The sequence below is a fragment of the Micromonospora sp. II genome, from assembly GCF_001709195.1.
Lineage (GTDB): Bacteria > Actinomycetota > Actinomycetes > Mycobacteriales > Micromonosporaceae > Micromonospora > Micromonospora chalcea.
Map to the genome: position 1 here is coordinate 459,192 of NZ_LYXF01000024.1, position 15,560 is coordinate 474,751.

The 15,560-nt window shown below is 74.1% G+C and carries 9 protein-coding genes; 7 read left to right on the top strand and 2 right to left on the bottom strand.

The window, feature by feature from the left end; all coding sequences use genetic code 11:
* Positions 1 to 119: 119 nt before the first annotated feature.
* On the top strand, positions 120 to 2,765 hold the full coding sequence (locus A8711_RS13820; protein ID WP_369830111.1) for a cation-translocating P-type ATPase: 2,646 nt from the start codon (positions 120 to 122) through the stop codon (positions 2,763 to 2,765).
* 19 nt (positions 2,766 to 2,784) lie between these two features.
* Positions 2,785 to 3,666 carry a universal stress protein gene (locus tag A8711_RS13825; RefSeq protein WP_064445613.1) on the top strand — a complete coding sequence of 294 codons (882 nt, stop codon included), beginning with the start codon at positions 2,785 to 2,787 and terminating at the stop codon, positions 3,664 to 3,666.
* A 31-nt stretch (positions 3,667 to 3,697) separates the two neighbouring features.
* On the opposite strand, the gene A8711_RS13830 is transcribed toward A8711_RS13825, so the two are convergent.
* Positions 3,698 to 3,997: an STAS domain-containing protein gene (locus A8711_RS13830; protein ID WP_043323291.1), complete on the bottom strand. Its 300-nt coding sequence runs from the start codon at positions 3,995 to 3,997 to the stop codon at positions 3,698 to 3,700.
* On the bottom strand, positions 3,994 to 8,148 hold the full coding sequence (locus A8711_RS13835; RefSeq protein ID WP_069088434.1) for a SpoIIE family protein phosphatase: 4,155 nt from the start codon (positions 8,146 to 8,148) through the stop codon (positions 3,994 to 3,996). The genes A8711_RS13830 and A8711_RS13835 overlap by 4 nt, the downstream gene beginning before the upstream one ends.
* A 311-nt stretch (positions 8,149 to 8,459) precedes the next feature.
* On the opposite strand from A8711_RS13835, the gene rph reads away from it, so the two are divergent.
* The 5 genes from rph (at position 8,460) to chvE (ending at position 15,490) form a co-directional block, all read left to right on the top strand.
* Entirely contained in the window at positions 8,460 to 11,054 is a 2,595-nt protein-coding gene (rph, locus tag A8711_RS13840; RefSeq protein ID WP_069088435.1) for a rifamycin-inactivating phosphotransferase, read from the top strand.
* Between the two features lie 48 nt (positions 11,055 to 11,102).
* Positions 11,103 to 11,471 carry a MerR family transcriptional regulator gene (locus tag A8711_RS13845; RefSeq protein WP_069088436.1) on the top strand — a complete coding sequence of 123 codons (369 nt, stop codon included), beginning with the start codon at positions 11,103 to 11,105 and terminating at the stop codon, positions 11,469 to 11,471.
* Positions 11,472 to 11,513: 42 nt separating this feature from the next.
* On the top strand, positions 11,514 to 12,608 hold the full coding sequence (locus A8711_RS13850) for a 12-oxophytodienoate reductase (protein WP_069088437.1): 1,095 nt from the start codon (positions 11,514 to 11,516) through the stop codon (positions 12,606 to 12,608).
* Between the two features lie 171 nt (positions 12,609 to 12,779).
* Positions 12,780 to 14,156, top strand: a complete 1,377-nt coding sequence (locus A8711_RS13855; RefSeq protein ID WP_043323298.1) for an endo-1,4-beta-xylanase — start codon at positions 12,780 to 12,782, stop codon at positions 14,154 to 14,156.
* Positions 14,157 to 14,350: 194 nt separating this feature from the next.
* The gene (gene chvE, locus A8711_RS13860; RefSeq protein ID WP_069088438.1) at positions 14,351 to 15,490 is read left to right on the top strand and encodes a multiple monosaccharide ABC transporter substrate-binding protein; all 1,140 of its coding nucleotides are present in this window, start codon (positions 14,351 to 14,353) and stop codon (positions 15,488 to 15,490) included.
* Positions 15,491 to 15,560: the final 70 nt, after the last annotated feature.

Consider the following 15,560-nt stretch of genomic DNA (forward strand, 5'->3'; position numbering starts at 1 on the left):
GACGCCGCGCTGCCCCGTACCGCGGGGGCCGTTGGTCCCGGGTCCGACAGGCCCTCGGCCCTGCGAGCCGCGCCCGCGCACCCGGCATGCTGGGAGTGCCCGGCGCGGGCGGTGACGACATGGAGGGCAATGTGGTGATCAACGGCGGGCAGGGCACGGTGACGCCCACCGAGATCTCTCCGGCCCCCGCGACCGGGCTCGGCTCGGCCGAGGCGGCCGCCCGGCTGCGCGCCGACGGGCCGAACACGGTGGCCGCGCCACGCAAGCGCGGGCTGGCCGGCCGGATCTTCCGTCAGCTCACCGATCCGCTGGTGGCGCTGCTGCTGGCCGCCGCCGTGGTGACCACGCTGCTGCGCGACTACCCCGACACCGCGGTGATCGTGCTGGTCGTCCTGATCAACACGGCGATCGGCGTGGTGCAGGAGGTACGCGCCGACCGGGCGGTGGCGGCGCTGGACCGGCTCGCGGCGCCGACCGCGCGGGTGGTCCGCGACGGCCGTGACCTCGTGCTCCCCGCCGCCGACCTGGTCCGGGGCGATCTGGTCCGGCTGGAGGCCGGCGACGTGGTGCCCGCCGACCTGGACCTCACCGACGCGGTACGGCTCAGCCTGGACGAGTCGGCGCTCACCGGTGAGTCGGTGGCGGTGACCCGGGTCGCGGGGGAGGAGGCGAGCGCCGGCACGGTGGTCACCACCGGCCGCGCCACCGGGACCGTGGTACGCACCGGCGCGGCGAGCGCGCTGGGCCGCATCAGCGCCCTGGTCGCGGCGACCCGCCCGGCGCCCACCCCGCTGCAACGCCGCCTGTCCTCGCTCGGCCGGGTGCTCGGGCTGACCGCCGTGGTGCTCTCCGGGCTGGTCTTCGCACTCGGCGTGTTCGACGGACGCCCGGTCACGCAGATGGCGGTCACCGCGGTGAGCCTCGTGGTGGCGGCCGTACCGGAGTCGCTGCCCGCCGTCGTCACGCTCGCGCTCGCCCTGGGCGCACGCCGGATGGCCGGCAGCCGGGCCATTCCCCGGCGGCTGCACGCGGTGGAGACCCTCGGGTCGGTCACCGTGATCGCCTCCGACAAGACCGGCACGCTCACCGAGGGCCGGATGGCGGTGCAGCACGCGGTCGTGCCCGGCCGCGACCGCTACGCCGTGACCGGCACCGGCTACGCGCCCGACGGCGAGGTGCGCCACCGGGGCGAGCCGGTGAGCGCCCCGGACGAGCTGCGCGCCCTCGCCCGCGCCGGGCTGCTCTGCAACGACGCCACGCTGACCCCGCCGACCGGCGAACGGCCGGAGTGGACAGCGATCGGCGACCCGCTGGAGGCCGCGCTCGTCACGTTCGCGGCCCGCTGCGGTCTGGACCCGGAGACCACCCGCGAGGCCTGGCCCCGGGTCGCGGAGGCCCCGTTCGACCAGGACCTGCGCCGGATGACCACCGTGCACCGCCGCTGCGACGGGCGCTACCTCGTGGTCTGCAAGGGCGCGCCGGAGAACCTGCTGGCCCCGCCGCTGATGGACGCCGGCGCCGAGGAGCTGGCCGAGCTGACCGATGCCGCGCACCGGCTCGCCGCCGAAGGGCTGCGGGTGCTGGCGGTGGCCTCGGCCGTGGTCGACACGCTGCCGGACCCGGCCCGGCCGACCGGCCTGCGCCCGCTGGGCCTGGTCGCGGTCGGCGACCCGCTGCGCACGGCGGCACCCGGCATCGCGGCGGGCTTCGAGCAGGCCGGCATCCGGCTGGTCCTGATCACCGGCGACCACCCGGCGACGGCCGCCGCCATCGGCGGCCGGCTCGGGCTCTGGCGCGACGGCGACCCGCTCGCCAACGGCGACGACGGCGACCCGGGCGGCGCCCACCCCGACACCCGGGTGTACGCGCGGACCCAGCCGGAGCAGAAGCTCGACATCATCGCCGGCCTTCAGGACCGGGGACACGTCGTGGCGATGACCGGCGACGGCGTCAACGACGCCCCGGCGCTGCGCCGGGCGGACATCGGCGTGGCGATGGGCGGCGGCACCGAGGTAGCCCGGCAGGCCGCCGACCTGGTGCTCGTCGACGACGACCTGACCACCGTGGCGACCGCCATCGGCGAGGGCCGCCGGATCTACGACAACATCCGCCGGTTCCTGCGCTACGCGCTCGCCGGCGGGGTCGCCGAGATCGCGGTGATGCTGCTCGGACCGCTGGTCGGCCTGCCGGTGCCGCTGCTGCCGGCGCAGATCCTCTGGATCAACCTGCTTACCCACGGCGTACCCGGGGTGGCGCTGGGCGCGGAGCCGGCCGAGCCGGGCACGCTGCGCCGCCGTCCCCGCTCGCCGCAGGAGTCCGTGCTCGGCGGCGGCCTCGGCCGGGACGTGCTGGTCACCGGCGCGCTCATCGCCGCGGCGACGCTCGGTGCCGGCGTGTGGGCCGCCGCGGCGGACCGGCCGTGGCAGTCGGTGGTCTTCGTGGTGCTCGGCCTCGCCCAGCTCGGCGTGGCGCTGGCCGTCCGCGCGACCCGGGCGCCCGGCTCGCGGGAGCACAACCGCGCCCTGCCGGTGGCGGTCGCGATCTCCGCGGTCCTCCAGGTCGCCGGCGTGCTGCTGCCGCCGCTGCGCGAGCTGCTCGGCACGTCCCCGCTGAGCGCGCTCGACCTGCTCGCCTGCGCCGCGATCGGCGTCCTGCCCGGGCTGGTGCTGCGGCTGACCCGCCGCTCCGGCACGGCCGACGGGACCGACGGCCCTCGCGCCGGGACCCAGGACCCTGCCCGGCCGGCCGCCGGACGGGCAGGCTGAGGACAGTGAAGGAGGCGTCATGACAATCCACTCGCAGGCCCCCGTCGTGGTGGGCGTGGACGGATCGGCCACCGCCCTGGACGCGGTCCGGGTCGCCGCCCGCGAGGCCGCCGACCGGAACCGGCCGCTGCAGGTGGTGCACGCGTTCATCTGGCCGCTGACCCGCGCGCCGCTCACCCCGGCCCCGGGCGCGCCCGCCGGCGCCGGCCTGCGCAACCAGGCCGAACGGTGCGTCGCCGAGGCGGTCGCCGAGGCCGGCAAGGTCGCGCCGGACGTACCGGTCACCGGCGTGGTGGTCGACGGCGCGCCGGCCGCGGTGCTGGTCGCCGAGTCCCGCGACGCCGCGCTGATCGTGCTCGGACACCGCGGCCTGGGCGGATTCGCCGGCCTGCTCATCGGCTCGGTCACGCTCCAGGTGTCCGCCCGCGCCCACTGCCCGGTGCTGGTGACGCGCGGCGAGGCACGCGCCGACGGCCCGGTCGTGGTCGGCGTGGACGGCTCCGAGCTGTCCACCGCGGCGGTCGGGTTCGCGTACGAGGAAGCCGCCCGCCGGGGCGCCTCGCTGATCGTGGTGCACGCCTGGCTGTACCCCACCCCGATGGGTCCCGGCGACATCCTGCCCCTGGTGTACGACCCGGAGGCGCTCGCCGAGGAGTCCCGGCGCGTCGTCGCCGAGTCTGTCGCCGGCTGGTCGCAGCGTTACCCCGACGTGCCGGTGCGGCAGCGGTCGATCCGCGGTGCCCCGGCCCGGGTGCTGGTCGAGGAGTCGAAGGACGCCCAGCTGGTGGTGGTCGGGGCGCACGGCCGTGGCGCGTTGGGCGGGCTGCTGCTCGGCTCGGTCAGCCACGCGGTGCTGCACCACGCCCACTCGCCGCTGGTGATCGTCCGCGACGCCGCCTGACTCCGCGACAGCGCCTGACGCCGCGACGGCGTCAGGCGCGGCGGACCGTGGTGAGGTCGGCCAGCCCGGAGATGGTCAGCAGCGGCTCCAGCAGCGGACCGGCGACCAGCGCGATCCGGTCGGCGTGCGGGAACAGCGCGGCCAGCCCGGCGCTGTCCAGGTACTCGACCTTCGTGAGGTCCACGACCAGGGGTTCGCCCTCGGGCCGTACCCCCTCGGCCAGCGCGTCGGCGAACGAGGACGCGTTGCTCATGTCGATCTCGCCGACGGCGGTCAGCACGCGGACGCCGTCGGGACGGTCGCTCGTGGTGAGAGTCAGGGACGCGCTCATGCGGTGATCCTCGCCTGCATGTCGACGGTGGTGCCGGTCGCTCCCGGGGTGACGCTGATGCTGTCCATCAGCGCGCGCATGAGCACGAGCCCCCGGCCGCGGTGCGGATCGGGGGGTTGCTCGCGCTCCCGCCAGTGACCGCTGTCGGTCACGCTCAGGCGCAGGTTGTTCGCGGTGGCGGCGGCGCGCAGCCGGATCCGCCCGCCGGGGTTGTCGCGGTGCCCGTGCTCGATCGCGTTGGCGCACGCCTCGCCGGCCGCCACCAGGATGTTGTAGGCGTGGGCCGGGGCCAGCCCGCAACGGTCCAGCCATCCTCGCAGCGCGGTACGCACCTCGGCCAGCCGCGTCGACTCGGCCGGGAACTCCAGCTCCAGCGGCCCGGGATGGCGGTAGAGCAGCAGCGCCACGTCGTCGTGGTAGCCGCCGTCGGGCGTGAGCCGATCCATGATCTCGGTGGCGAGCACCTCCACCGGCGCGTGGTGGCCCTGCTGGATGGCGTCGGTGGCGCGGGCGATGCCGACGGTGATCGGCTGGCGGCGGCGTTCCACCAGGCCGTCGGTGTAGAGCATCAGGGTGGCGCGCGGCGGCACGGTGGCCTCCGCCTCCGGTCGTTCCTCACCCGCGCGGACGGCCAGCGGCCGGGACCGGCCGTGCTGCAGGAGCTGGGGAGTGCCGTCGGCGCCGACCACGATGGCCGGCGGGTGACCGGCGCTGGAGTAGCGCATCAGGCCGGTGACCGGGTCGAGGACGCCGCAGAAGACGGTGGCGCAGGACGCGCCGGGAAGCAGCGCGGCGAACCGGTCCAGCGCCGCCAGCGTCCGGGCCGGGCTGGGGTCCTGCAACAGCAGGGCGCGGCACGCGCTGCGCAGCTGCCCCATCACGGTGGCGGCCCGCAGCCCGTGTCCCACGCAGTCGCCGACGACGATGCCGATGCGCCCGTCCGGCAGCTCCACCGTGTCGTACCAGTCGCCGCCGACCTTCAGCGGCACCGCGGCGGGGGCGTACCGCACGGCGAAGCCGGCGGGCAGTTGCGCCGGGCCGAGGATCGCGCGTTGCAGGGCCAGCGCGGTCTCCCGCTGCTGGTCGATCTGGTGCACCCGGTGCAGCCCCTGACCGATGTGGCCGGCCAGCAGCGCCAGCAGGGTCTGGTCCTGCTCGGTGAAGGGCCGCTTCTCGCCCAGGTCGATCCAGAGCGCCATGGTGCCGTGCGGGTGCTCGACTGCGATGCCGGCGCCGTGCCGGCGTGTCGCCACCGGCGTCAGCAGCGGGGTGTCGCGCAGCGCGAGCAACGCCTGCCGGCGTTTGGCGGGCAGCGTCGCCCACCGGGCCGCCGGGTCGGTGCCGGTCACGTCGGGGGTGGGCAGGTCACCGAAGACGGCGGTGAGCACGCCCGCGGCCCGCCACAGCTTGCGCAGCTCGTCCAGCACGCCGTGCAGCGCGTCGGCGAGGTCGTCGGCCCGGGACAGGCGCATGCCGAGCCCGGCCAGGGCGGTCTCCCGCTGGACCGCGTAGTGCTCGGCGGTGACGTCACGGAACGTGCCCACGATCATCCGCCGGCCGCTGTCCGGGTCGTCCACCTGGTTGAACGCGGCAGAGATCCAGATCCGGTGCCCGTCGCGATGGGTCACCGGTACGGTGTAGGTGCCGCGGGACTGGCCGACCAGCCTCGAGAACGCGGCGGCCACCTGACGGTGCGCGTCCGGTTCGGCCTCCTGGTCCGGCCACCACGGCTGTACCGGCGGATAGGGCAGGCCCTCGGTCCCGTAGCCGAGGACGTCGGTGAACGCCGCGTTGATCTCGACCACGGCGCCGTCCTCGTCGCAGACGAAGAACGCCTCCTGCAGCGAGTCGACGAGCGCGGTGCGCCAGCGCGCGTGGTGGTTGCGCAGCCGCGCCAGCTCCACGTTGGCGCGTACGCGGGCCAGCAGCTCGGCGGCCGGGAACGGCTTGACCAGGTAGTCGTCGGCGCCGGCCTCCAGCCCTTCGATCGAGGCCTCCTGGCCGGCGCGGGCGGACAGCAGCAGCACCGGCGTGCCGGCCGTACGGGGATCGGCGCGCAGCGCGGCCACCAGTTGCAGGCCGTCGAGCCGGGGCATCATCACGTCGCTGACCACCAGGTCGGGCGTCTGCGCGCGGGCGGCGTCCAGCGCGGCACGCCCGTCGGCGACCGTGTGCACCTCGTGTCCGGCCGAGCGCAGCAGCCGGGTGAGGTACTCCCGCATGTCGGCGTTGTCGTCGGCCACCAGGACGCGGGCCGGCGCGCCGCCGGGCAGCGGATGCACCGGGCCGTCCGTGGCGGCGGGCCCGTCCTCGCCGACGACGGCGCCCGGGTCGGCGGGCAGCCAGCGCAGCGCCTCCTGCACGAACGGCTCGGCCGACCCGGGCGCCCGGCCGGCGCCGGCCGGGGTGAGCGCGTCGGCGGGCAGGTGGGCGGCGCCGAACGGCAACCGGACGGTGAAGGTGGTGCCGCGGCCCACAGTGCTGTCCGCGTCGATGTCGCCGCCGTGCAGCGAGACCAGTTCCTTGACCAGGGCGAGGCCGATGCCGCTGCCCTCGCCGGAGCGGGACCGGGCGTTCTCGATGCGGTGGAACCGCTCGAACAGGCGCGGCATCTCCTCGGCCGGGACGCCGATGCCGGTGTCGGAGATCCGCAGCACGGCCATCCCGTGCTCGGCGTCCATCCGCACCCGCACCGTCCCGTCGAAGGTGAACTTCAGCGCGTTGCTGAGCAGGTTGAGCACCACCTTCTCCCACATGCCCCGATCCACGTGCACCGGCTCGGGCAGGGGCGCGCAGTCGACCTCGAAGGAGAGGCCGGCGCGCTCGATCGCCGACCGGAAGACGCTGGCCAGGTCGGAGGTCACCGCGGCCAGATCCACCGGCTCGTAGCGGGCCTGCATCCGGCCCGCCTCGATGCGGGAGAAGTCGAGCAGGCTGTTTACCAGCTTGCCCAGGCGCAGCCCGTTGCGGCGGATGACGTCCAGCTCCGTGCGGACCCGCTCGTCGGCGTCGTGCAGCCGGCCGCGCAGCTCGTCCACCGGCCCCATGATCAACGTGAGCGGGGTGCGGAACTCGTGACTGATGTTGGAGAAGAAGGCGGTCTTGGCGCGGTCCAGCTCGGCGAGCTCCTCGGCCCGCCGCTGCTGCGCCTGGTAGCTGCGGGCGCTCGCGATTCCGGTCGCCAGGTGCCCGGCGGTCAGCTCCACGAAGCCGCGGTAGCCGTCGTCCAGCGCCCGGTAGCGGTTGAGTCCCGCCACCAGGAACCCGTACGGCGCGCCGCCCTGCTGCCGTAGCGGCACCAGCAGGGCCTCGGCCGGCGGGGCGGGCCATACACCCGCGGGCAGGTCCGCGAAGGCCGGGCCGTCGAGCGTCACCCGTACCGGGTCGCCCTCGGTGAGGGCGCCGGCCGGCCACGGGGCGGCGGGGTCGGTGAGGGACAGCGTGGCCGGGGCCGCCGGGTGACCGGCCGGCAGCCCGGTCGCCTCCGCCAGCCGGGCGTCGCCGTCCTGGTCGTACAGGTAGGTGAGCGTGAACGGCAGGTCCTGCGGGTTGCGGGCCAGCTGGCGGCTGACGAACGTGAGCGTCTCCTGCTCGGTGCGGATGACGCTCGGGTCCGAGCCGAGGTCGCGCAGCGTGGCCATCCGCCGCTCGCCGATGACCCGCTCGGTGTCCTCGCTGACCACGCAGAGCATCCCGACGAGGCTGCCGTCGTCGTCGCGCAGCGGGCTGTAGGAGAACGTGTGGTACGTCTCCTCCCGGTAGCCGGCCCGCTCCAGGAACAGCAGCAGCCCCTCGTCCCAGGTCGCCTCGCCGGTGCGCAGCACGGTGTCGACGCGGGGACCGATGTCGTCCCAGATCTCGGTCCACACCTCGTTCGCCGGGCGGCCCAGCGCCCAGGGGTACTTGCGGCCGAGCGTGTCCCGCCGGTAGGCGGCGTTGCAGAAGAACGTGAGCTGCGGTCCCCAGGCCATCCACATCGGGAACCGGGAGGACAGCAGGATCCGCACCGAGGTCCGCAGGCTCTGCGGCCAGGTGTCCGGCGGCCCGAGCGGGTGCGCGGACCAGTCGACGCGCGCCAGGTCCGGCCCGATCTCGCCGTCGACGGCGAAGACGTCGGCGCGCGTATGCGGGTCGGTGTCAGCGCCGCTCATCGCCCGAGTCTCCCCCACCCCGTCCGATCCCGCTCGTCCGGGCCGCGTCGCGGCCTCGTGATCGCTTCTTGCCCCGTCGCGCCCCCGGCACTCCACCCGGGGCGGGGAGATCTGACTCACGTGACGGCAGCGGGTCAGGGCAGGGGTTCGTGGTGCGGCAAAACGAAAGGCTGCGGCATAACGAAAGGCAAGGAGACAGATCTCCTTGCCACTATCAATGTATATCGCACCCCCGGTCTTGCCGCAAGGCCCCGGTGATGCCGCAGAATCATCGGCCGATGCGGGTTGAGCTGCGAAAACGGGGGCACGGCATGACCGGACGGTACGTGTGGCAACTGCACGAGGTGGACGAGGCGCGGATCGCCGCGGTCGGCGGCAAGGGCGCGCACCTGGGGGCGCTGACGCGGATCGACGGGGTGCGCGTACCCAGGGGTTTCTGTGTGACGACGGACGCCTTCCGGCTGGTGGCGCGGACGCCGGCGCTGGCCGGCCCGCTGGACCGGCTGGCCCGCGCGGACGCGGACGACCCGGCGGCGCTGCGCACGGCCGCCGCCGAGGTCCGTCGCGCCGTCGAGCGGACCGCCCTGCCCGGCGACGTCGCGGCGGCGGTCACCGCCGCGCTGGCCGCGCTCGGGGCGGACGCCGCGTACGCGGTGCGCTCCAGCGCTACCGCGGAGGACCTGCCGGATGCCTCGTTCGCCGGCCAGCAGGACACCTACCTCAACGTGGTCGGCGCGGCCGAGGTGCTGCGGCACGTCAGCCGCTGCTGGGCCTCGCTGTTCACCGACCGGGCGGTGACCTACCGTCGGCGCCACGGCATCGACGACCGCGCCGTGGACATGGCGGTGGTGGTGCAGCGGATGGTCTTCCCGGACGCCGCCGGGGTTCTGTTCACCGCCGACCCGGTCACCGGCGACCGGCGGGTGGTCTCGGTGGAGGCGGGCTTCGGGCTGGGCGAGGCCCTGGTCTCCGGCCTGGTGAACCCGGACGTGTTCACGGTGCGCGACGGCGCTGTCGTCGGCCGGCGGATCGGCGCGAAGTCACGGGCCGTGCACGCGGCGCCCGGCGGCGGCACCCGGCAGGCGCCCGTCGACCCGGCGCGGCAGGCCCAGCCGGCGCTGACCGACGCGCAGGCGGTACGCCTCGCCGCGCTGGGCCGGCGGATCGAGGCGTACTTCGGCTGCCCGCAGGACGTCGAGTGGGCGGTGACCGGGGACGACGTCCACATCCTGCAGAGCCGGCCGATCACCACGCTGTTCCCGGTGCCGGCTGCCGCCGCCGACGGGACGTTCCACGTCTACCTGTCGGTCGGCCACCAGCAGATGATGACCGACGCGATGAAGCCGCTGGGCCTGTCGATGTGGCGGCTGACCGCCATGGCGCCGATGCACGAGGCGGGCGGCCGGCTGTTCGTCGACGCCACACCGCACCTGGCCACCCCGGCGGGCCGTACCGCGTTCCTGGGCATGATCGGCCGGGCCGACCCGCTCACCCGGGACGCGCTGGAGACGGTCCTCGCCCGCGACGTCGTACCGGCCGCGCCGGACCCGGCCCCGGCCGGCCCGCCCGCGGATGGGCCGCCACCGCCGATCGACACCGATCCGGCGATCGTCACCGGCCTCGTCGCGCGCAGCCGGGAGTCCCTCGCCGCCCTGCGCCGCGACATCGAGGGCCGCAGCGGACCGGAGCTGTTCGACTTCCTGATCGAGGCGTTCGCCGAGCACAAGCGGGTGCTCACCGATCCGGTGAGCGCCCAGGTGATCATGGCCGGGATGCAGGCCGCCTGGTGGCTCAACGACAAGCTGGGGGAGTGGCTCGGCGAACGCGACGCCGCCGACACGCTCACGCTGTCCGCGCCCGGCAACGTCACCGCCGAGATGGGGCTGGCGCTGCTCGACGTGGCCGACGTGATCCGGCCGTACCCCGAGGTGGTGGCGTTCCTGCGCGACCACGCCGACGACGGGTTCCTGGACGAGCTGCCGAAACTCCCCGGCGGCGCGCAGGCGCGGGCGGCCGTCGAGGGCTACCTGGACCGGTACGGCATGCGCTGCGTCGGCGAGATCGACATCACCCGGCCACGGTGGAGCGAGCGCCCGGCCACGCTCGTGCCGCTGATCCTGGACAACGTCCGCACCTTCACCCCGGGCGCGGCCGCGCGCCGCTTCGCCCAGGGCCGGGAGCGGGCCGAGGCGAAGGCCCGGGAGGTGCTGGACCGCCTGCGCGCGCTGCCCGACGGTGAGCGCAAGGCCGCCGAGACGCAACGCATGATCGACCGGGTACGCACGTTCGCCGGCTACCGCGAGTACCCCAAGTACGACATCGTGAGCCGCTACGCCGTCTACAAGCAGGCGCTCATGGCCGAGGCGGACCGGCTGGCGCGCGCCGGTGTGCTCGCCGGTCCGGAGGACGTCTTCTACCTCACCTTCGACGAGTTCCGCGAGGTCGCGGCCACCGGGCGGGCCGACGCCGGGCTGATCCGGCGGCGCCGCGAGGAGTTCCGGGCGCACCAGGCGCTCACCCCGCCCCGGGTGCTCACCTCCGACGGGGAGGCCCTCGACGGCTCGTACCGGCGCGACGACGTGCCCCCGGGCGCCCTGGCCGGGCTGGCGGTCTCGGCCGGCGTGGTCGAGGGGCGGGCGCGGGTCGTGACGGACCTGACCCGGGCCGACGTGGAGCCGGGCGACATCCTCGTCACCGCGTACACCGACCCGAGCTGGACGCCGCTGTTCGTCGCAGTCGCCGGACTGGTGACGGAGATCGGCGGCCTGATGACCCACGGCGCGGTGATCGCCCGCGAGTACGGCCTGCCCGCGGTGGTGGCGGTGCCGGACGCGACCCGGCTGATCCCCGACGGCGGGCGGATCCGGGTGCACGGCACCGACGGGTACGTCGAGCTGCTGTCCTGACCGGCGCGGCATGCTCGATGATGGAGGTCCGGCGAGCGGGGAGGCGCGATGCGGATCGGGGAGCTGTCGGCGCGTACCGGGGTCAGCGCCCGGTCCATCCGGTACTACGAGCAGCAGGGCCTGCTCGCCGCCCTGCGCACACCGAGCGGCCAGCGGGTCTTCGCCGAGTCGGCGGTGGACCGGGTCCGGCTCATCCAGCGGCTGTTCGACGCCGGGCTGAGCAGCCGCCGGATGGCCGAGCTGCTGCCCTGCGTGACCGATCCGGAGATCCGCACCTCGTGGCTGACCGACCGGCTGCGCGAGGAACGGGCCCGGATGACCGCCGAGATGGCACGGCTCGCGCACGCCGTCGCGGTGCTCGACGACGTGGTGGCCGACATGACGGTGACCGAGGACACCCGGGATCCGGCCGCCTGAGCGCTTGCAGTTGACACCGGTGTCAACTCCTAGCGTCGGGGCATGAACGCGACACTGGACACCGCATCGCCGGTGACGCCGCTGCTGGAGCCGGTCACCGTCGCCGGCCTGTCGTTGCCGTCCCGCTTCGTGATGGCGCCGATGACCCGCAACCGCGCGCCGGGCGGCGTGCCGACGCCGGAGATGGCCGAGTACTACCGGCGCCGCGCCGCGGCGGGTGTCGGCCTGATCGTCACCGAGGGCGTGCTGGTGGACCATCCCAGCGCCGGCCACGAGGACACCGTGCCACGGATGACTCCCGGCGCGGCCGAGGCCGGCTGGCGCGGCGTGGTCGAGGCGGTGCACGCCGCCGGCGGCCGGATCGCCGCGCAGCTGTGGCACCTGGGCAGCCTGCGCGAGCCGGTGGACGGCGCTTCGGCGTGGACCCCCTCGGGGGTACGCGAGCCGGGCCGCCCCGCGCCGCACGCGATGACCGCCGCCGACGCGGACGTCCTGCTGGCGGCGTACGCGGACGCGGCAGGGGTGGCGGTCCGGGCCGGGTTCGACGCGGTCGAGATCCACGCCGCGCACGGTTACCTGCTGGACGAGTTCCTGTGGCCGTACACGAACCGCCGGACCGACGCGTTCGGTGGCTCCCCGGCGCGGCGGGCGGCGTTCCCGGCGGCCGTGGTCCGCGCGGTGCGCGAGCAGGTCCCGGCACACCGGCCGGTGATCGTGCGGTTCTCCCAGTTCAAGGAGCGGGCGTTCGACGCGCGGATCGCCGAGACCCCGGCCGAGCTGGCGCGGATCCTCGGCGCGTTCGCCGAGGCCGGCGCGGACGTGCTGCACGCCTCGCAGCGTCGCTTCTGGGAGCCGGCGTTCCCCGGCTCGCCGCTGAACCTGGCCGGCTGGGCGAAGCGTCTCACCGGTCTGCCGTCGATCACCGTCGGCTCGGTCGGGCTGCGCCGGGACTTCCTGCGCGCGGGCGGCCCGGAGTCGGTGGCGGGCCTGGCCGCGCGGCTGGCGGACGGGGAGTTCGACCTGGTCGCGCTGGGCCGCGCGCTGCTCGGCAACCCGGCCTGGGTGACGCACGCCGCGGCCGGCCGGCTGGACGAGATCGTCGACTACCGCAAGGCGCACGAGGACGTCTATCCGTAGGCGCCAGGGGTTGACGCCGGGGGATGTTATCGCTCACAGTCGATGGCAGGGCATGAGCGCCGCAAGGCTCACCGGGCGAGCCGCGCTGGTCGTACCCCGACACCGTCACCGGACGCGGAGTCGGGGGAGTCGCACCACCACCATCGCGTAACCCCCGGAAGAGGAATCCGCATGAGACGAAAGAGAGCCTTGCTGACCACCGGCATCCTGGCCGGCGCGCTCGCCGCCGGCATGGCGGTGGCCCTGGCGCCGGCCGCGAGCGCCGGCACCACGCTGCGCGCGGCGGCGGCCGAGAAGGGCCGTTACTTCGGCGCCGCGGTCGCCACCAACAAGCTGTCCGACAACACGTACGCCACGGTGCTGAACCGCGAGTTCAACTCCGTGGTGGCCGAGAACGAGATGAAGTGGGACGCCACCGAGCCCCAGCAGGGGCGGTTCAACTACAGCGGTGGCGACCGGCTGGTCAGCCACGCCCGCGCGAACGGGATGTCGGTGCGCGGGCACGCGCTGCTCTGGCACCAGCAGCAGCCGTCGTGGGCGCAGGGCCTGTCCGGCAGCGCGCTGCGCAACGCCGCGATCAACCACGTCACCCAGGTCGCCACCCACTTCCGGGGGCAGATCTACGCCTGGGACGTGGTGAACGAGGCGTTCGCCGACGGCGGCAGCGGCGGGCGCCGTGACTCGAACCTGCAGCGCACCGGCAACGACTGGATCGAGGCCGCGTTCCGGGCCGCCCGCGCCGCCGACCCGGGCGCGAAGCTCTGCTACAACGACTACAACACCGACGGCATCAACGCGAAGTCGACCGGCATCTACAACATGGTGCGCGACTTCAAGTCGCGTGGCGTGCCGATCGACTGCGTCGGCTTCCAGTCGCACCTGGGCACCACGATCCCCGGTGACTACCAGGCCAACCTCCAGCGGTTCGCGGACCTGGGCGTGGAGGTCCAGATCACCGAGCTGGACGTGATGACCGGCGGCAACCAGGCGAACATCTACGCCGCCGTCACCCGGGCCTGCCTGGCGGTGTCGCGCTGCGCCGGCATCACGGTGTGGGGCGTGCGGGACTGCGACTCGTGGCGCGGCTCGGACAACGCGCTGCTGTTCGACTGTTCCGGCAACAAGAAGGCGGCGTACAACGCGGTGCTCGACGCGCTGAACTCCGGCACCAACAACCCGCCGCCGACCACCACCCCGCCGCCGAACAACCCGACCACCCCGCCGCCCAACAATCCGACCACGCCACCGCCGGGTCAGGGCGGGTGTACGGCCTCGGTGACGCTGAACTCCTGGACCGGTGGCTTCGTCGCCAACGTGAAGGTGACAGCGGGCTCGTCGGGCACCCGGGGATGGACCGTCACCATGACGCTGCCGGGCGGCGCGAGCGTCACAAACACCTGGAGCGCCACCGCGAGCGGTAACAGCGGCACGGTGCGGTTCACGAACGTCGACTACAACGGCCAGCTCGGCGCCGGCCAGAGTGCCGAGTTCGGGTTCCAGGGCAACGGAAGCGGATCGGGCATGACGCCCACCTGCTCCGCCTCCTGAGCTCAGGCGTCGCGGGGGCGGTACGACGTGCCGCCCCGCGACGTCCGGTCGCGTCCTACCTGGAGCGCCGTCTCTGTTACAAGAAAGAGACATGCACATTTCGCGCGATTGGTTGACGGGGCAACTTGTGAGCGTTAACACTCGCCGTGACGGTTACCTGTGTCACAGGGGCCCACGGAGGGGAGAGGACGCTCGTGCGCAGACGAATCCTGGCCGCAGTCAGCGGCGCCGCGCTCGCGATCAGCCTGGCCGCGTGCAGCGGCGAGGGCGCCGGAGGCGGCTCGGACACCAGCTCCGCCAAGCCCGGCGACCTGACGATCGGCGTCTCGATGCCGACCCAGACCTCGGAACGGTGGATCGCCGACGGCAACTCGGTGAAGGAGAAGTTGCAGGCCAAGGGCTACAAGGTCGACCTGCAGTACGCCGGGGACGACATCCCCACCCAGTCGCAGCAGATCGACCAGATGATCACCCAGGGCGCGGACGTGCTGGTCATCGCCCCGATCGACGGCACCGCGCTCAGCGGCCAGCTCCAGGCCGCCGCGGCCGCGAAGATCCCGGTCATCTCCTACGACCGGCTCATCCGTAACAGCCCCAACGTCAGCTTCTACGTCAGCTTCGACAACTACAAGGTGGGCGTGGCGCAGGCCAACGCGCTCCTGGTCGGCCTCGGCCTGCTGAACAAGGACGGCTCCAAGGGCACCGCGACCGGCCCGTTCAACGTGGAGCTGTTCGCCGGCTCGCTCGACGACAACAACGCCGGCTTCTTCTTCAACGGCGCGATGGACACGCTCAAGCCGTACTTCGACGCCGGGACGCTGAAGGTCAAGTCGGGGCAGACCAAGATCGAGCAGGCCGCGATCCTGCGCTGGCAGCAGGAGACCGCGCAGAAGCGGATGGAGGACCTGCTCACCTCCAGCTACAACGACGGCAGCAAGGTCGACGGCGTGCTGTCGCCGTTCGACGGCCTCTCCCGGGGCATCATCACCGCCCTGCAGAACGCCGGTTACCGCGGCGGCGCCAAGAAGATGCCGGTGGTGACCGGGCAGGACGCCGAGGTCGCGTCCGTCAAGCTCATCAACGACGGCGTGCAGAGCTCCACCGTGTTCAAGGACACCCGCCTGCTGGCCGAGCAGGCGGTGATCGCCGCCGAGGCGTTCCTGCGCAAGGAGGAGCCGAAGGCCAACGAGACCAAGGCGTACAACAACGGCGTCAAGGTCGTGCCCGCGTTCCTGCTGCCGGTCCAGACGGTCTACAAGGAGGACATCAAGTCCGTCCTGATCGACTCCGGTTACCTGACCGAGCAGGAGGTCGCCGCCGGCCGAGCCGGCTGATCCGGCCGGCGGGCCCGGTGGCGCGGTACGCCACCGGGCCCGCCCCGCTCCGGACACCACGACCACGAGC

Coding starts and splice junctions, on each gene's coding strand:
- A8711_RS13850 (WP_069088437.1), top strand. CDS start 11,514: ATGAACGCGACACTGGACACCGCATCGCCGGTGACGCCGCTGCTGGAG.
- A8711_RS13830 (WP_043323291.1), bottom strand. CDS start 3,997: ATGAGCGCGTCCCTGACTCTCACCACGAGCGACCGTCCCGACGGCGTC.
- A8711_RS13835 (WP_069088434.1), bottom strand. CDS start 8,148: ATGAGCGGCGCTGACACCGACCCGCATACGCGCGCCGACGTCTTCGCC.
- A8711_RS13855 (WP_043323298.1), top strand. CDS start 12,780: ATGAGACGAAAGAGAGCCTTGCTGACCACCGGCATCCTGGCCGGCGCG.
- A8711_RS13820 (WP_369830111.1), top strand. CDS start 120: ATGGAGGGCAATGTGGTGATCAACGGCGGGCAGGGCACGGTGACGCCC.
- A8711_RS13845 (WP_069088436.1), top strand. CDS start 11,103: ATGCGGATCGGGGAGCTGTCGGCGCGTACCGGGGTCAGCGCCCGGTCC.
- rph (WP_069088435.1), top strand. CDS start 8,460: ATGACCGGACGGTACGTGTGGCAACTGCACGAGGTGGACGAGGCGCGG.
- A8711_RS13825 (WP_064445613.1), top strand. CDS start 2,785: ATGACAATCCACTCGCAGGCCCCCGTCGTGGTGGGCGTGGACGGATCG.